Here is a 17,156-nt window from a genome sequence, read left to right on the forward strand (position 1 = left end):
TTCGGAGCCGCGCCTCCTACCGGTTTGGTGTGACCCGTTCGTTGAAGCAGAGGCAGACGAACTCGCTGGTCAGGCGCTTCCACTCCCCCGCCCGGCGGAGCATGAAGTGCCCGTGGCCCGTCATCGGGACGAAGGTGGCCGGGACCCCGTCGGCCCGGGCGGCCTCGACGTAGGCCTCCGACGCGCGCGGGTCCGTCCAGGAGTCCGCGGTCCCGTGGACCACGAGCAGCCGGGTGGACCCGAGCGCGGGACGCCGTTCGCCGGCGGGGAGCCAGGGCGCGAGGGCGACGATCCCGACCACGGCCGGGTCGTCGGCGACCTGCAGCGCGGTCCGGCCGCCCATCGAGTGCCCGACGAGGATGACCGGGACGTCGCCGTGCTGCTCCCGGACCCGGTCCAGCGCCCAGCGGGCGTCCGCGACCGGGCTGGCCTCGGCCCCGTTCCAGCCCCGGACCCGGTAGCGGAGCGACCAGACGGCGACCCCGTCCCGGCGGATCCGGCGCGCGATCGCGCGGGCGAACGGGCGCAGTCGGAGCACGGAGGTGTGCCAGGGCGACGACGGCTCCCGGCTCTCGGCCTTGCCGCCGTGGAGCAGGAGCACCACCCCGATGGTCTCGCCGCGCGCACGCATCACGCGCACGGTCGGTTCGGCAGTCACGTCGTCGACTCCTGGGTGGGATGTATGCGAAAGCCTGTCATGTCCGGTGCTCCGTCCGGTATTCGGAACCGGCGGCCGAACGGTTCGCCCTTTCGGGTACCACCCACGCCCAAGCGGGTTGGCTTACCCAACGGGCCCGGCAACCCAAACCTTTCTTGTCAGCAAGTGCTCAGTTAGCCCGTTCGGGTGGCCCCAAAGTGGGTGAATTCGGACAAGCGGTTACCCAACGCACGCATTAGCGCAGTGCGGTCCAATGCCTGCCGAAGGACCGCAATCCGCTGGAAGAATTTGCCATAACAGCAGGGGCAAAAACTGCAGTCCGTCGCGCGCCGGGCATTCGCACTGCGATCATCGTGGTAACGGCAAGCCACCGTCCAAGGCCCGTACTGACAGGGGATCAGTGACCCGCGATGACCATGAACCAGAGCACCTCGAACTTTGACACCGCCATGCGCGGTTACGACCGGGCGGCTGTGGACGCCAAGGTGGCCCAGCTGACCGACGAGCGCATTGCGTTCGAGCGCCGCGCGGCTGAGCTCGAGCGGGAGATGGTGCGCATGCGCCAGTCCCTCGAGAACGGCGAGAGCGCGCCGTACTACATCACGCTCTCCCGCAAGATGGAGGGCATCCTCCGCGAGGCTCACGAGGACGCCGACCGCACCAAGGCCGACGCCGAGCTGGCCGGCCAGCGTGAGCGCGAGCGCGCCATGTCCGTGGCCGAGGAGCTCATGGGCCGCACCAAGGACGAGAGCGACCGCCGCGAGGCCGAGACCCGCGCCCAGATCGAGGGCATGATCAACGCCGCCCGGTCCGAGGCCGAGCGCGTCCGTCAGGAGGCGACCGACAAGGCCGCGCAGCTGGTCGCGAGCACGAGCGACGTCGTCGAGAAGGCGCGCATCAAGGGCGCCCAGATCGCGACCGAGGTCGAGACCAAGCTGACCGCCCAGCGCGAGCAGTTCGAGCGCGACACGGTCTCCCGTCAGGAGACCGCGGAGCGTCGTCTCGCCGAGACCGCCCAGATGGCCGAGCAGATGAAGGCCGAAGCGGCTCGGATGACCGAGGACTCGCAGCGTGCGGCCAAGGCCCTCATCGAGGCCGCCCGCACCGCCGCGTCGGAGCTCATCGCCGAGACCACCTCGCGCGCCGAGCGCCTTCAGCAGGACGCCGAGCGTGAGCTCGCCGCCCTGACGCACCGCCGCGACAGCATCAACGCGCAGCTGTCCACCGTCCGCGAGACGCTCTCCTCCCTCTCGGGTGGCGCGCTCGCCAAGTAAGCACGAAACCGAAGCGCCGGCCCGACTCCTAGCGGGCCGGCGCTTCGCGCCTTAACGCGCTTCACTCGCCGGGAACAGCCTTCACTCGCCCGGTCGGGCGAGTAAGGGCTTGCCCCAGCGAGTGAAGCGCTGAGTGCTCAGGGGTGGAGGTGGCGGGAATTGAACCCGCGTCCTACGGCACCGATCCAGGTCTTCTCCGGGCGCAGTCTGCTGCTGATTTTCTCGGCCCCGGGTTGTCACGCAGACAAGCAACCCGACAGGCCCAGCCACTGTTTGGTGTCCTCGACGCCCCCGTGGCCCGGGCGGCGAGTGAGTCATCTAGCTGATGCCAGACACCGGGTCGATGACAATCCCCGGGCTGACAGACCTCTTAAGTGCTCTGCTGACTAGGCAGCGAGAGCGAGGTCGCGCTGGTTGTTAACCTTGGCGCTTATTTTTTTGCGAGGCATGGTTAACGAGATCGTCCCCGCATCCTCGGCCCGCTTCTCCTGCAACGACATCCGCAGTCGAAACCGATCACCCCCTGTGCAGTTGTGCTCCCAGGATAGCGTCGGGCACCTCCCGCGGCATTCCCGATGTCGCGCGGGCGGCGGCGGTGGGCCGGGCGTCCGCGTCAGCGCTCGCCGCGGTTGCGCCGGCTGAGCTCGCGGGCCATCTCCCGCGTCGCCTGCTTCTCGGCGAGGGCCTGACGCTTGTCGTGGAGCTTCTTGCCGCGGGCGAGGGCGATCTCGACCTTCGCCCGGCCGTCGAGGAAGTACAGCGAGAGCGGGACGATCGTCAGCCCCGACTCCTTGGTCTTGAGCATCCACCGGTCGATCTCGGCGCGGTTCAGCAGGAGCTTGCGGACCCGCCGCGGCTCGTGGTTGGTCCAGGTGCCCGCGGTGTACTCGGGGATGTGGACGGCGTGCAGGTAGGCCTCGCCGTCCCGGAACGTGACGAAGCCGTCGACCAGCGAGGCACGACCGGCCCGCAGCGACTTGACCTCGGTGCCGGTCAGGACGAGCCCGGCCTCGTAGACGTCCTCGATGTGGTAGTCGTGCCGCGCCTTCTTGTTCTGGGCGATGATCTTTCGCCCCTTCTCCCGCGACATGAGGACGAAGAGTACCCAGCGACCGGTCGGGTCAGTTCAACCATTTCATCGGGTCGACGAAGTGGCCGTCCTCCATCACCTCGAAGTGCAGGTGCGGGCCGGTCGAGTAGCCGGTGCTGCCGGAGTACGCGAGCACCTCGCCGCGGGAGAGCTTCTCCCCGCGGCTGGCGGCGAAGCGCGAGAGGTGGTTGTAGGTCGTCACGAGGTAGACCCCGTTGACGTAGCCGTGGTCGACGACGACCCGGTAGCCGTAGGCGCTGTTGTAGTACGCCTCGATGACCCGGCCGTCGCGGGCGGCGCGGACGGCGGTGCCGCTCGGGACACCGAAGTCCGTGCCGGTGTGCAGCTTGTACCGGCGCAGGATCGGGTGGTAGCGCATCCCGTACGACGAGGTGATCGGGCCACTGACGGGCCGGCTGAGCCATCCGGTGCCCGAGACGACCTTGCGGCCGGTCTTCTCGGCGGCCTTGCGGGCGGCCTCGGCGCGCTTGCGGATGATCTCGGCGAGTCGGTCGGACTCGGCCTTCATCGCCGCGAGGCGCGTCTCGATCTGATCGCGGAGCTCCTCGGCCTTCTCCAGCGCCGACTCGCGGGCCGCGATCAGCACCTGCACCTCGGCCTGGGCGGCAGCGGCGGCGTTCCGCGCCTGGGTCGTCCGGGTGACCGCGACCTCGGCGGCCTGCTTCTGAGCGACGATGCGCTCGCGGGACTCGTCGAGGAACTGCTGCTTGGCCTCCAACTCCTGCTGGAGGGCGTCGAGGTCGGCCAGCACCTGCTTCTCGGAGCGGTTGACCGTCTCGTAGTAGGCCAGTGACGAGGTGAGTTCCTCCGGGCTCTGCGCGTTCATGACGACCGAGAGCCGCTGGAAGTCCCCGCCCATGTACGCGGCGCGGGCCAGCGCGGCCAGGGCCTCGCGGTGCGCCCGCATCCGGCCCTGGGCGCCGAGATACTCGATCAGCGCCTGCTCGGCGTGGGACTCGGTCGCGGCGAGGTCGATCGCGGCGTCGTGCTCGGCCAGCTCGGCCTCGGCGACGGCCGTCCGGGCAGCGGCGAGCGCCGCCTGCGCCGGCGGCAGCTTGGCCTCGGCGGCCTCGAGCGCGGACGTCGCCTCGGCGACCTCCTCCTCCTGCTCGTGGAGGTGCTCGTCGAGCTGCTGGACCTGCTGGTCCACCGCCCGCTTCTTCGCCTTGGGGTCGGTGTCCGCGGCGGCCGACGGCACCAACAGCGCCCCCACCGTCACGGCGACGACGACCGCGAGCCGCTTGCGGCGGACCCAGACGGACATACCTCTCCCCCAAACCCCAACAATCACATCCGTCCCATGAGTATCACGCCGGAGCGGGCGCGGTCCGCAGGGCGCGCCGGGGCGGGGTCAGGTCAGACGCGGAGGTAGCGGCGCAGCGTGACGGCGGAGACGAGGGCGGAGCCGCCGACGCCGAAGAGGAACAGCCACGGGATGGTCGTGAAGACGGCGTCCCAGCCGATGAACGAGGTGAACTGGAAGTTCGGTTCGAGGTAGTGGTCGACGCCGGCCCACTTGGCGGCGACGACGAGGATCGTCGCAAGCACCGCCCCGACCGCGCCGGCGATGGCGCCCTCGAGGATGAACGGCAGTCGGATGTAGAAGTTCGACGCGCCGACCAGGCGCATGATCCCGGTCTCCCGCCGTCGGCTGTAGGCCGAGAGCCGGATCGTGTTGATGATCAGCAGCAGGGCGGCGCCGAGGATGATCCCCGCGAGCAGGAGCGCACCGATCGAGACGGCGCGCAGGACGCGGAAGAACGGTTCGAGGACGGTTCGCTGGTCCTGGACCTGATACACCCCGGGCCGGCCGTTGAAGGCACTGAAGATGATGTCGTACTTCGTCGGGTCCGAGAGCTTCACGCGGTAGGACTCCGGCAGCGCGTCCGGGGTGATGTTCTCGGCGATCGCAGAGCCGGAGAACCGCTCCTTGAATCGCTCGTAGGCCTCGGGCTTGGTCTCGAAGTAGACGTCCTCGACGAGTGGCTTGAGCTTGTTCAGGTCGGCGGAGATGGCCGACTTCTGCTCCTCCGTCGCGGCGCCGGACTTGCAGCTCGCGGCGTTGGTGTCGGTCGGCAGGCAGAGGAAGAGGGTGACCTCGACCTTGTCGTACCAGTAGTCCTTCATCGTGTCGACCTGCTTGCCCGTCAGCATCGCGAGGCCGAACAGGGCGAGGGACACGGCGGTGGTGATGACCACCGCGATGGTCATGGTGAGGTTCCGCTTGAGACCGGTGGTGATCTCCTGCGTGACGAACGAAACTCTCACGCGGCGCCCCTCATGCGCTGTAGCCGTACACGCCGCGGTGCTGGTCGCGCACCATCCGACCGGTCTCCAGCTCGATGACGCGCTTGCGCATCTGGTCGACGATCGCCTGGTCGTGAGTGGCCATCAGAACCGTGGTGCCGGTCCGGTTGATGCGGTCCAGCAGCTTCATGATCCCGACCGAGGTGTTCGGGTCGAGGTTTCCGGTGGGCTCGTCGGCGATGAGGATGAGCGGCCGGTTGACGAACGCGCGGGCGATCGCGACCCGCTGCTGCTCACCACCGGAGAGCTCGTCCGGCATGCGGTCCTCCTTGCCGGAGAGACCGACCAGCTCGAGCACCTCGGGCACGACCCGGCGGGTGACACCGCGGGACTTGCCGATCACCTCGAGCGCGAACGCGACGTTCTCGAAGACGGTCTTGTTCGGCAGGAGGCGGAAGTCCTGGAAGACCGTCCCGATCTGGCGGCGCAGCTGCGGCACCTTCCAGTTCGAGAGGCGGGAGAGGTCCTTGCCGAGCACGTGGACTGTTCCCGTCGTCGGCTTCTCCTCCTTGAGGACGAGTCGCAGGAACGTCGACTTCCCCGAGCCGGAGGTTCCGACGAGGAAGACGAACTCGCCCTTGTTGATCTCGAGCGAGATGTCGCGCAGCGCCGGCCGGTCCTGGCTCGGGTACGTCTTGGTGACGTTGTCCAAACGGATCATGGTGAGACCGATGGTAGGCGGGGCACGGCCCCGAATGGCGGATTAGGAGGTGGCGCCGGAGCGCCGCCACCGGATGCCGGCCTCGATGAAATCGTCGATCTCACCGTTGAAAACGGCCTGCGGGTTGCCGACCTCGTGCTCGGTGCGGAGGTCCTTCACCATCTGGTACGGGTGCACGACGTACGAACGCATCTGATTGCCCCACGAACCGGACGAATCGTCCTTCAGTGCGTTGATCTTCGCCTGCTCCTCGCGGCGGCGGACCTCCAGCAGCTTGGCCTGGAGGACCTCCATCGCCCGCGCCTTGTTCTGCAGCTGCGAGCGCTCGTTCTGACAGGAGACGACGATCCCGGTCGGGATGTGCGTCAGCCGGACGGCCGAGTCGGTCGTGTTGACCCCCTGACCACCGGGGCCGGAGGCGCGGAAGACGTCGACCCGGATCTGGTCCTCGGGGATCTCGACGTGGTCGGTGGTGTCCGTCACCGGGACCACCTCGACCCCGGCGAAGGAGGTCTGCCGGCGGCCCTGGTTGTCGAACGGCGAGATCCGGACCAGGCGGTGCGTGCCCTGCTCGACGCTGAGCGTGCCGTAGGCGTACGGGGCGTGGACGACGAACGTGGCGGACTTGATGCCCGCCTCCTCGGCGTAGGACGTGTCGTAGACCTCGGTGGAGTACCCGTGGCGCTCGGCCCAGCGCAGGTACATGCGGAAGAGCATCTCGGCGAAGTCCGCGGCGTCGACGCCGCCGGCCTCGGACCGGATCGTGACGAGGGCGTCCCGGGCGTCGTACTCGCCGTTGAGGAGGGTGCGGACCTCCAGCTCGCCGATCTCCCGCTGCAGGTTCGCGAGCTCGGTCTCGGCCTCGGCGCGCGTGTCGGCGTCGTCCGCCTCCTCGGCCATCTCCCACAGGACGCCCAGGTCGTCGACGCGGCGCCGGACCTGCTCCATGCGCTTGATCTCGGACTGCACGACCGACATCCGGCTCGTGACCTTCTGAGCGCGCTCCTGGTCGTCCCAGAGGTCCGGGGCGGCGGCCTGCTGCTCCAGGTCGGCGTACTCGGAACGCAGCGCGTCGAGGTCGACGACTGCCTCGACCGAGGTCAGCGTCGCATCGAGCGCCTTGAGCGCTTCGGCGAATTCGGGTCCGGCCACGAGGGTTCAGCCTACGTGGCCGGACCGCCGACGTTCGCCCCGGTCGATCAGACCTTGCGGTGGCGTCCCCGGGGCCGCCCGGCCCGGCCACCCGCCGCGGTGAGCGCGCTCCCCGCCGCGACCAGCAGTCCACCGACCGCGAGCAGGCTCCCGTCCGCCCCGCTCTGCGGGAGCGGCCGGACCTGCGGCGCCGCCCCGCTCTGCGCCTCCGGCCCCGCCGCCTCGGTCGGCTCGGCGGTGTCGTTCGGGTCGGCCGGGTCCGACGGGTCCGACGGCCCCGACGCGTCGTCCGTGTCCACCGGGTCGGTCGGGCTCGTGGTGTCGTCGGGGTCCGTGCTGTCCGACGGCCCGGACGTGTCGTCCGTCTCCACCGGCTCGGTCGTGTCCTCCGGCTCGGTCGTGTCGTCCTGGCCCGAGGTGTCGGTCGTGTCCTCCGGCTCGGTCGTGTCCTCCGGCCCGGTCGTGTCCTCCGGCCCGGTCGTGTCCTCCGGCCCGGTCGTGTCCTCCGGCTCGGTCGTGTCCTCCGGCTCGGTCGTGTCCTCCGGCTCCGTCGTGTCGTCGGGGCCCGTGGTGTCGGCGGGCTCGACCGGCTCGTCCGGCGTGACCGGCTCCTCCGGCGTCGTCGGCTCGTCCGGCGCCGTCGGCTCGTCCGGCGTCGTCGGCTCGTCCGGCGTCGTCGGCTCCTCCGGCGTCGTCGGCTCCTCCGGCGTGCTCGGCTCCTCCGGCGTGCTCGGCTCCTGAGGGTTCGACTGCTCGACCGGGACCGACTTGGCGCAGACGAACCAGTGGCTGATGCCGGCGGGCTTGCCGTTCTTGTTCAGCGGGGAGTGGAGGTCCTCCCACGGGAGCTGGCCGAGGCCCGTGGGCGGGTTGTTCGCGGTGCCGGGGCGGTAGAGGTTGTAGCCGTTGCCGCCCTTGACCACGACGCCGAGGATCTCGTAGCCGGCCTTGATTGCGGTGATCGTCAGGTAGGTCTCGCCGAGCCGGCCGTCCTCGTACGACAGGACGGTGTTGGGGTCGGCGTACTCCTTGCCGTCGATGCCGTAGCGCTGGCCGCCGAGGCCGACACCGAACTTGCCGCTGCCGCAGGAGGTGGCGTTGCCCGAGGCCGCGCTCGCGCGGTTGTCCCCGGCGTTCTCGGCGGCGGGGACCGCGCTCGCGGCCGTGCCGGCGGCGACCACGGCCGCGACGGCGGTGCCCGCGGTCACAGCCGCTCGGCCGGCGGCCACGCGGGAGGCGCTGGGCTTGCGGTGACGCCCGCGCACGGAGTTGTTCTGCATCGACACCCTCTCGGATCCGGACCAATCCATCCCTATTCGGACGAACCGGGACGAAAGCTTGGTGGATCCTGAGTGTGATGCAACTCCCGGGGTCGGCGACAGAGGTCGTTGGGCCCTCATTGCCCCAGTGAGCGACAGAGTTGAAAGAGTTGAGGCGTCTCCGCGGTGCGGGGACGCCTCATGAGTTTCAACCCGGTCGCTCAGTGGGGCGGGGCGGGGTCAGGACCGCTCGTCGTCCTTCCCCGGCCCGCCGCGGAGGGTGTCGCTGCCCGGCCCGCCGCGGAGGACGTCGTTGCCCTGGCCGCCGGCGAGCTTGTCCTGGCCCGGGCCGCCGGAGATCTTGTCGTTCCCGCCCCCGCCGGCGAGGTCGTCGTTCCCGGCTCCGCCGCAGAGGATGTCGTTTCCTCCCCCGCCGCGAATCCTGTCGTTGCCGCCGTAGCCGTAGATCAGGTCCGGCCCTGTGGTCCCGGTCAGGACGTCGTTGCCGTTCGTCCCCCGCAGAACCGTGACCTTCTTCGACGACCCCGTGAAGTCACATTTCGCCTCGAGCTTCGGCTTCGGGGTGGGCTTGGGCGTCGGCTTCGGGGTCGGTGCCGCACCCTCGACGTAGGTTCGGAAGCCGAGGTCCCCGCCCGGTTGCTGGGTCCACATCGCCGGCGCGGTGGACGAGGCGTTCCAGGCGGCGCCCCCGCCGTACGCGTCGCCGGCCGACTGGGGAGCGCGGTACTGCGCTGCCTCCTGCGTCCGGAGGACCAGCGCGTACCTGGTGCCGGCGACGACGGACGGCGGCGAACTGAAGTCGGCGGTCATGAAGGCGCCGCCCGGTTCGGCCGGTACCGCGCCGCCGTCGATCTCGGCGGAGGCGATCAGGTCCGGCCCGGGCCAGCCGTTGCTCAGCGTCGAGCGCACCTCCACCGTGACGGGCAACGGCGCCATCGCGCCGCGGCGGAGGAACACCTCCACCCGGTCCAGGCGACCCGACCGACCCGCGGTGAACGTCTGCGCGGCGGTGAACTGGAGGCCGCCGCTGTTCCCGACGGACGTCGCGCTCCCGCTGGTGTCGGTCTGCTGCTGGTCGAGCTCCCCCGCAGCGGTCGCGGTGGTGCCCGTGACGGTCAGGGCGACCGCCGCGGCGACCGCGACCGGCAGGGCCAGGATCCGTGCGCTCCGCTGCATCCGCACATGCTGCCCAGTGAGCGACAGAGTTGAAAGAGCTGAGGCGTCCCCGCGGTGCGGGGATGCCTCATGAGTTTCAACCCGGTCGCTCAGTGGGGGTCAGGACCGCTCGTCGTCCTTACCGGGCCCGCCGTTGACGGTGTCGCGGCCCGGACCGCCACGGAGGTGGTCGCGACCACCGTTGCCGCGCAGGACGTCGTTGCCCTTGTTGCCGGCGAGCTTGTCCTGGCCCGGGCCGCCGGAGAGCTTGTCGTTGCCCCCACCACCGGCGAGGTCGTCGTTCCCGGCCCCACCGCAGAGGATGTCGTTCCCACCCCGGCCGCGGATCTTGTCGTTCCCGCCGTAGCCGTAGATCAGGTCCGGACCCTTGGTCCCGATCAGCACGTCGTTCCCGTTGGTCCCCTTGAGAACGTTGTACTTCTTGGCCGCCTTCGACGACAGCGCGAAGTCGCACTTCGCCTCGAGCTTCGGCTTGGGCGTCGGCTTCGGGGTCGGCTTGGGGGTCGGGGTCGGGTCCGGCGTGCCGACGAAGGTGCGGAAAGCAAGGTCCCAGTCCGCGTCCTCGGCCCAGGACTCCGACTGATAGCCCGCGGCTTGGAAGAACGTGCCGCCTCCGTACGGGTCGCCCGAGATCCGTACCGCCGCGGCGTACTGGCCGTCAGCCGGGGAGGTGCGCAGGACGATGGCGTACTGCGTGCCCGCCGAGATCGCGTAGGGAGCCGAGAAGGTCACGGGAACGAACGCTGAAGGCACCCCGCCGTCGGCGATCGGCGCCGCGGCAGCCGGCACCTCCCCACTGGCCAGGACGTCAGCACCCACGTCGCCGGCGGAGGCGTTCCGGATCTCGATCCGGAGCGCGCCGGGCAGCTCTGCAGTGCGCCCCACCTTCAGGTCGATTCGACTCAGCGGCCCCGTCTGACCCGCAGTGAAGATCTGGGCCAAGCTGTACGAGCCGTGCACAGTGGCGGAGAAATTCGCCTGGTCCTGCTCCTGGTCGACGACCTGGGCCGCGCCGGCCGCGTGCGTCACGGCGAATCCGGCCGCGGTCGTGATCAGGGCGAGGGCGCAGGTGGCGCCGAGCTGGCGACGGAGCTTCGTCATGGCAAATCCCGGGACCGGCGAATGGGTTGCACTGATCGTGAGCTGAATCCGGCTCAGTGGGAGTGCGAAGGACGAGATCAGCCCGAATGTCCGAGTCGTTCTCACCCGTTCGGCCGTCTGGCCGCGCTTTCGACCCGGGGGCGGGTGGCGACGCTATGGTCGGCCTCGTGACCAGCGCAGCGTCGCGCGCGTCGGAGGGTCGGTCCTTCGGCGAGGAGGGGGCCCGGCTCACCTACGGGTCGTACCTGCGGCTGCCCGAGCTCCTGGACCAGCAGCGCCCGGCGTCGGATCCGCCGGCGCACGACGAGCTGTTGTTCATCACAATCCACCAGGTCTACGAGCTGTGGTTCCAGCAACTGCTCCACGAGCTGGAGGCGGTCCGGGCCGCGATGTTCGACGGGCGGGCCTGGCAGGCCCGGGCCCTGCTCAGCCGCGTGCACTCGATCGAGCGGGTGCTGGTGGGGCAGGTCGAGGTCCTCGAGACGATGACCCCGCAGGACTTCCTCGCCTTCCGGTCACGGCTCGCGCCGGCGAGCGGGTTCCAGTCGGTCCAGTTCCGGGAGGTCGAGTTCCTCTCCGGCGCGAAGGACCGCGACTTCCTCGCGCGCTTCACCGCGCTCACCGACGCCGAGCGGGCGCGTCTCGAGCGTCGGCTCACCGAGCCCACCCTGTGGGACGCGTTCCTGCACCTGCTCCGTGGCCGGGGCCTCGCGACCGACTCCGACCAGGCGATCACCGCGAGCCTGCTCACCGTCGCCCGGGACCGGGACACCCACGGCGACGCCTGGGACCTGGCCGAGGCCCTCGTCGAGCACGACGCCAACGCGTGGCTGTGGCGCTCGCGCCACGTCGTCATGGTCGAACGTCAGATCGGCACGAAGTCCGGGACCGGCGGCTCGTCCGGCGGTCCCTACCTGCGGGGCCGCCTGCCGTTGCGGTACTACCCCCTCTTGTGGGAGCTGCGGAATCATCTATGAGTGCGCCGACGATGCCGGCCCTGCCGGCCGAGGACTTCACCCGCCTGACGCGGACCTACTACCGCCACGTGATGGCGTCCGAGATCAGCGAGCGGTCACAGGCCGACCTCGACGGTGCCGTCCGCGCCCACCTCACCCTCGCGGCGAACCGGCCCCAGGGCACGGTCAAGGTGCGCGTCTACACCCCGACGCCCCAGACCGACGGCTGGTCCGCGGCCGGGCGCACGGTCGTCGAGATCGTCACCGACGACATGCCGTTTCTCGTCGACTCGGTGACCGCCGCCCTCACCCAGGCCGACCGCGACATCGACCTCGTCGTTCACCCCCAGGTCGTCGTCCGCCGCGACGTCGCCGGCGCGCTGCGCGGCATCGAGGACTCCCCGGGCCACGACTCGACCGCGCCACTCCCCGAGGACGGCTGCCCCGAGTCGTGGATGCACCTGGAGATCGACCAGGTGCCGCCCGCGGAGATGGCCCGCATCGAGGCGGAGCTGCGCCGCGTGCTGCGCGACGTCCGCGACGCCGTCGAGGACTGGCAGAAGATGGGCGAGGCCGCCCTGCGCGCCGCCGACGACCTCGTCGGCGAGGAGGGCATGCCGGGCCGCGACACCGACCCGGAGGTCGCCGAGGCCTGGGAGCTGATGCGCTGGCTCGCCGACAACCACTTCACCTTCCTCGGCTACCGCGAGTACGAGCTCGTCACCGAGGACGGGTCGGACGGCCCCGAGGACGTGCTGCGCGGCGTGCCCGGCACCGGTCTCGGGATCCTGCGCTCGGACGTCCTGCGCTCGAGCTCCTTCGACGCCCTGCCGCCCGAGACCCGTGCCCGCGCGCGTGACTCGCGGCCGCTGATCATCACCAAGTCGACGACCCGCTCGTCCGTGCACCGACCCGGCTACCTCGACTACATCGGTGTGAAGAAGATCGTCGACGGCGAGGTCGTCGGCGAGCGCCGCTTCCTCGGGCTGTTCAGCCGCGCCGCGTACACCGAGAACGTCGCGCGCATCCCGGTGCTGCGCCGCAAGGTCGACGAGCTCTACGAGCTGACCGGCTTTCTCCCCAACAGCTACTCCGGCCGCGACCTGCTCGAGGCGATCGAGACCTACCCCCGCGACGAGCTGTTCCAGACCCCGACGCCACAGCTGTACAAGGTGCTGCTGGCGGTGCTGCACCTCAAGGAACGCAAGCAGCTGCGGCTGTTCCTGCGCTCCGACGAGTTCGGCCGGTTCATCTCCGCGTTGGTCTACCTGCCGCGCGACCGCTACAACACCGAGAACCGCCTGAAGATCCAGGAGATCCTGCTCCGCGAGCTCGACGGCGTGAGTTTGGAGTACACCTCGCGCGTGACGGAATCGGTCCTCGCGCGGCTGCACTTCGTCGTCCGCGTCGATCCGACGCTGCCCAAGGACGAGCGCAAGCCGATCGACGCGGCGCGCGTCGAGGCCCTGCTCGTCGACGCGACGCGCACCTGGCGCGAGGCGCTGCACCTCGCGCTCGAGGAGCGCTACGACGAGACCAAGGCCGGACTGCTGACGGCCCGTTACGGCGACGCGTTCCCCGCCGGTTACCGCGAGTCGAACTCCCCCATGGCCGCGGTCGACGACCTGATCCGCATCGAGGCCCTCACCCCCGACGACGGCCTCAGCGTGCGGATGTACGAGCCCCGCGGGCTGCCGGAGGGGCACCGCCGGTTCTCGGTCTACCGGCGGGGCTCGGCCCTCTCGCTGTCGGACATGCTGCCGCTGCTGCAGCACCTCGGCGTCGAGGTGGTCGACGAGCAGCCGTACCGCATCGAGCTGCCCGACGGAGAGGCGTGGATCTACGACTTCGGGCTGCGGACCAACGCCCTCGCGAAGCCGACCGCGGGCGTCCGGGAACTGTTCGAGGACGCCTTCCTCGCCGCCCGCGACGGTCGGGCCGAGTCGGACAACTTGCAGCAGCTGGTGCTCACCGCAGGCCTGACTTGGCGTCAGGTTGCCGTGCTGCGCGCGTATGCGAAGTACCTGCGGCAGACCAACAGCACCTTCGGCTACGAGTACCTCGAGCAGGTCGTCACCGCGAACTGCGCGATCGCGCGCACGCTCGCCCTGCTCTTCGAGGCCCGCTTCGACCCGAAGCTCGGGGCGGCCGACGCCCCCGAGCGGATGGAGCTCTGCGGCGCCCTGACCACCGACGTCACCGACGCGCTCGACCACGTCGCGAGCCTCGACGCCGACCGCATCCTGCGCGCGTTCCTGGCGATGATCCAGGCGACCCTGCGCACCAACTACTGGGTCCCCCCGCGCGCCGACGAGGCCCGCCAGGCCCTTGCGTTCAAGCTCGACCCGCACCGCTGCCCGGACCTGCCGGCGCCGTTGCCGATGTTCGAGATCTGGGTTTACGCCCCGTTCGTCGAGGGGGTCCACCTGCGGTTCGGCCCGGTCGCGCGCGGCGGCCTGCGCTGGTCCGACCGGCGCGAGGACTTCCGCACCGAGATCCTCGGCCTGGTCAAGGCGCAGATGGTGAAGAACACCGTCATCGTCCCCGTCGGCGCGAAGGGCGGGTTCGTCGTCAAGCGGCCGCCCGCGCCGTCCGGTTCGCCGGACACGGATCGCGACGCGTTCGCCGCCGAGGGCGTCGCCTGCTACCGCGCCTTCATCGGCGGGATGCTCGATGTCACCGACAACCTGGTGGGTGGTCAGATCGTCCCCGCCGCCGGGGTCGTCCGGCACGACGCCGACGACGCGTACCTCGTCGTGGCCGCGGACAAGGGCACCGCGAAGTTCTCCGACATCGCCAACGAGATCAGCGTCGCGCGGGGGTTCTGGCTCGGCGACGCGTTCGCCTCGGGCGGGTCGGTCGGCTACGACCACAAGGCGATGGGCATCACCGCCCGCGGAGCGTGGGAGTCGGTCAAGCGGCACTTCCGCGAGCGCGGGATCGACTGCCAGAACGAGGACTTCACCTGCGTCGGCATCGGTGACATGTCCGGCGACGTCTTCGGCAACGGGATGCTGCTCTCGCGGCACATCCGGCTCGTGGCCGCGTTCGACCACCGGCACATCTTTCTCGACCCGAACCCCGACGCCGCGACCTCCTACGCGGAGCGGGAGCGGCTCTTCGCGCTCCCCCGCTCCTCGTGGGCGGACTACGACGCGTCGCTGATCTCCGAGGGCGGCGGCGTCCACCCGCGGACGGCGAAGTCGATCCCGCTCACCCCGCAGGTGCGCGCACTGCTCGGGCTCGGCGACGAGGTCCCGGCGCTGGCGCCGAACGACCTGCTGCGCGCGATCCTGCTCGCCGAGGTCGACCTGCTCTGGAACGGCGGCATCGGCACCTACGTCAAGTCGTCGACCGAGACGCACGCCGAGGTCGGCGACAAGGCGAACGACGCGATCCGCGTCGACGGCGCCGACCTGCGCGCCCGCGCCGTCGGCGAGGGCGGCAACCTCGGCTTCACCCAGCGCGGACGCATCGAGTACGCCCTGCACGGCGTCGGCGGGGTCGGCGGCCGGATCAACACGGACGCGATCGACAACTCCGCGGGGGTGGACACCTCCGACCACGAGGTGAACATCAAGATCCTGCTCGACAGCCTCGTCGCGGGCGGGAGCCTCCCCCGCGACGAGCGGAACTCACTGATGGCGTCGATGACCGACGAGGTCGCCGCGCTGGTCCTCCAGGACAACTATGCGCAGAACATCGCGCTGGCCAACGCGCTCGCCCAGGCCCCGCAACTGCTGCACGCCCACGCTCGGCTGATTCGCACGATGGAGGGCGCCGGCCTGCTCGACCGCGCGCTGGAGTTTCTCCCGACGGAGAAGGAGATCGCGGCCCGCGAGGCCGAGGGGCGCGGCCTCACCGCGCCCGAGCTCGCCGTCCTGCTCGCCTACACGAAGATCGTGCTGAACTCGGCGCTGCTGGGCTCCGACCTGCCGGAGTCGGCGGCCCTCGCGCCCGTCGCGGTCAACTACTTCCCGGTCCCGCTGCGGCAGCGCTTCGCCACCGAGATCGCGGCCCACCCGCTGCGCCGCGAGATCCTGACGACCGCCGTCGTGAACGACCTCGTCAACGACGCCGGCATCACGTTCCTCCAGCGGCTCAGCGAGGAAACGGCGGCGCCGGCCGTGGACATCGCGCGGGCCTACCTGGTCGCGCGCGACGCGTTCGACCTCGAGCCGTTCCGCGAGGACGTCGCCGCGCTCGACTGTCTGATCTCCGCCGACGTCCAGACCCGGATGCGGCTGCAGGCCCGTCGCCTGGCCGAGCGCGCGACGCGCTGGTTGCTGGCCAAGCGCCGTTCGCCGCTCGACATCGACGCCGAGGTGGAGTTCTTCTCCGCGGGCGTCACCGAGGTCCTCGCGATGGTGCCGAAGGTGGTCCGCGGCACCGACGCCGATGCCCTCGCCGCGGAGCGGGACTCCCTGGTCGCCGCCGGGGTGCCGCACGACCTCGCCGAGCGCTCGGCCGCGATGGACCTCGCGTTCGCGGCGCTCGACATCGTCGAGGTCTCGCGGACGAGCGGGTTCTCCCGCACCGACGTCGCCGAGGTCTACTTCCTGCTCGCCGACGAGCTCGCGATCTCGAAGCTGCTCGCCGCGATCAACGCACTCCCCCGCGACGACCGGTGGAAGGCGACGGCCCGGGCGAGCGTCCGCGAGGACCTGTTCGCCGCACACGCGGCATTGACCGCGGACGTCCTCTCGACCGGCGGCGTCACCGCGACCCCGCGCCAGCGCTACGGGGCCTGGCGGACCGAGGCCGGGGAGGTCGTCGACCGGGCGATGAAGGTCTTCTCCGAGATCACCGCGGCGGAGACCCTGGACCTCGCGATGGCCTCGGTGGCCATGCGCTCGTTCCGGAGCCTGCTCGCCTCCCCGCGCGGCTGACTACCGCTCGGTAACTCCGGGATGCGAGGATTCGGGCGATTCGTCCCGATGCTTGCGAGGAGCCCGCCGTGGCCGAGAAGAACCGCGTGTCCGTGTCCACCGAGATTCACGCCCCGGCCGAGAAGGTCTACGCGATGGTCTCCGACCTCCCCCGCATGGGTGAGTGGTCGACCGAGAACCGCGGCGGCAAGTGGAAGGGCGGCGCCACCGAGGCCGCGCCCGGCGTGAAGTTCAAGGGCAAGAACGCCGTCGGGTGGCGCAAGTGGTCGACCGACGTCACCGTCCTCGAGGCCACCTCGCCGAAGGTCTTCTCCTTCCGCGTCAGCGCCGGTCCGATCGTCCTCTGCGACTGGATCTACGACTTCGAGCCCACCCCGACCGGCTGCAAGGTCACCGAGACCTGGGTCGACCGCCGCATGCCCGGCATGGGCACCGTGGGTCGCGTCGTCAGCGGCGTCAAGGACCGCTCGGTGACGAACAAGATCGCGATGGAGGAGACCCTCGCCAAGGTGAAGGCCGCCGCCGAGCAGGGCTGACTCCCAACTTCTCCTGCGCGCCGCGCCCATCCACCCCGCGGGATGGGCGCGGCGC

General features: G+C 70.5%; 13 protein-coding genes and 1 other RNA gene. 4 read left to right on the forward strand and 10 right to left on the reverse strand.

Translation table 11 applies throughout. The annotated features are described in order from the left end of the window. Window positions 1–16: 16 nt before the first annotated feature. The gene (locus tag SPOPO_RS0126190) at window positions 17–658 is read right to left on the reverse strand and encodes an alpha/beta hydrolase (RefSeq protein ID WP_019878191.1); all 642 of its coding nucleotides are present in this window, start codon (window positions 656–658) and stop codon (window positions 17–19) included. 416 nt (window positions 659–1,074) lie between these two features. Between SPOPO_RS0126190 and SPOPO_RS31765 the strand changes: the two genes are divergently transcribed. Beyond that, complete coding sequence (locus SPOPO_RS31765) at window positions 1,075–1,932, forward strand: coiled-coil domain-containing protein (RefSeq protein WP_169577235.1); 858 nt, start codon at window positions 1,075–1,077, stop codon at window positions 1,930–1,932. A gap of 141 nt (window positions 1,933–2,073) precedes the next feature. On the opposite strand, the gene ssrA is transcribed toward SPOPO_RS31765, so the two are convergent. The 9 genes from ssrA to SPOPO_RS33355 all read right to left on the reverse strand — a co-directional run bounded on the left by ssrA (window position 2,074) and on the right by SPOPO_RS33355 (window position 10,720). Next, window positions 2,074–2,456: a transfer-messenger RNA gene (gene ssrA / locus SPOPO_RS34035) on the reverse strand. 89 nt (window positions 2,457–2,545) lie between these two features. After that, a complete protein-coding gene (gene smpB, locus SPOPO_RS0126200; RefSeq protein WP_019878193.1) occupies window positions 2,546–3,022 on the reverse strand; it encodes an SsrA-binding protein SmpB in 477 nt (158 codons plus the stop codon). 31 nt (window positions 3,023–3,053) lie between these two features. Further along, a complete protein-coding gene (locus SPOPO_RS0126205) occupies window positions 3,054–4,307 on the reverse strand; it encodes a M23 family metallopeptidase (protein WP_019878195.1) in 1,254 nt (417 codons plus the stop codon). Between the two features lie 92 nt (window positions 4,308–4,399). Next, window positions 4,400–5,311, reverse strand: a complete 912-nt coding sequence (gene ftsX, locus SPOPO_RS0126210; RefSeq protein WP_019878196.1) for a permease-like cell division protein FtsX — start codon at window positions 5,309–5,311, stop codon at window positions 4,400–4,402. 10 nt (window positions 5,312–5,321) lie between these two features. After that, window positions 5,322–6,011 carry a cell division ATP-binding protein FtsE gene (gene ftsE, locus SPOPO_RS0126215; protein ID WP_028985134.1) on the reverse strand — a complete coding sequence of 230 codons (690 nt, stop codon included), beginning with the start codon at window positions 6,009–6,011 and terminating at the stop codon, window positions 5,322–5,324. Window positions 6,012–6,053: 42 nt separating this feature from the next. Next, a complete protein-coding gene (gene prfB, locus SPOPO_RS0126220; RefSeq protein WP_019878199.1) occupies window positions 6,054–7,163 on the reverse strand; it encodes a peptide chain release factor 2 in 1,110 nt (369 codons plus the stop codon). A 47-nt stretch (window positions 7,164–7,210) separates the two neighbouring features. Continuing rightward, a complete protein-coding gene (locus tag SPOPO_RS35800; RefSeq protein WP_156870275.1) occupies window positions 7,211–8,443 on the reverse strand; it encodes a hypothetical protein in 1,233 nt (410 codons plus the stop codon). Window positions 8,444–8,662: 219 nt separating this feature from the next. After that, a complete protein-coding gene (locus SPOPO_RS33350) occupies window positions 8,663–9,619 on the reverse strand; it encodes a calcium-binding protein (protein WP_019878202.1) in 957 nt (318 codons plus the stop codon). 99 nt (window positions 9,620–9,718) lie between these two features. Next, window positions 9,719–10,720 carry a calcium-binding protein gene (locus tag SPOPO_RS33355; protein ID WP_019878203.1) on the reverse strand — a complete coding sequence of 334 codons (1,002 nt, stop codon included), beginning with the start codon at window positions 10,718–10,720 and terminating at the stop codon, window positions 9,719–9,721. 155 nt (window positions 10,721–10,875) lie between these two features. Here SPOPO_RS33355 and SPOPO_RS0126240 point away from each other — a divergent pair, with 155 nt between their 5' ends. The 3 genes from SPOPO_RS0126240 (at window position 10,876) to SPOPO_RS0126250 (ending at window position 17,101) form a co-directional block, all read left to right on the forward strand. Continuing rightward, window positions 10,876–11,697 carry a tryptophan 2,3-dioxygenase gene (locus SPOPO_RS0126240; protein ID WP_019878204.1) on the forward strand — a complete coding sequence of 274 codons (822 nt, stop codon included), beginning with the start codon at window positions 10,876–10,878 and terminating at the stop codon, window positions 11,695–11,697. After that, window positions 11,694–16,565, forward strand: a complete 4,872-nt coding sequence (locus SPOPO_RS0126245) for an NAD-glutamate dehydrogenase (RefSeq protein WP_019878205.1) — start codon at window positions 11,694–11,696, stop codon at window positions 16,563–16,565. The genes SPOPO_RS0126240 and SPOPO_RS0126245 overlap by 4 nt, the downstream gene beginning before the upstream one ends. A gap of 68 nt (window positions 16,566–16,633) precedes the next feature. Next, on the forward strand, window positions 16,634–17,101 hold the full coding sequence (locus SPOPO_RS0126250) for an SRPBCC family protein (protein ID WP_019878206.1): 468 nt from the start codon (window positions 16,634–16,636) through the stop codon (window positions 17,099–17,101). Window positions 17,102–17,156: the final 55 nt, after the last annotated feature.

This window comes from Sporichthya polymorpha DSM 43042, assembly GCF_000384115.1.
In the GTDB taxonomy this organism is placed as follows: domain Bacteria; phylum Actinomycetota; class Actinomycetes; order Sporichthyales; family Sporichthyaceae; genus Sporichthya; species Sporichthya polymorpha.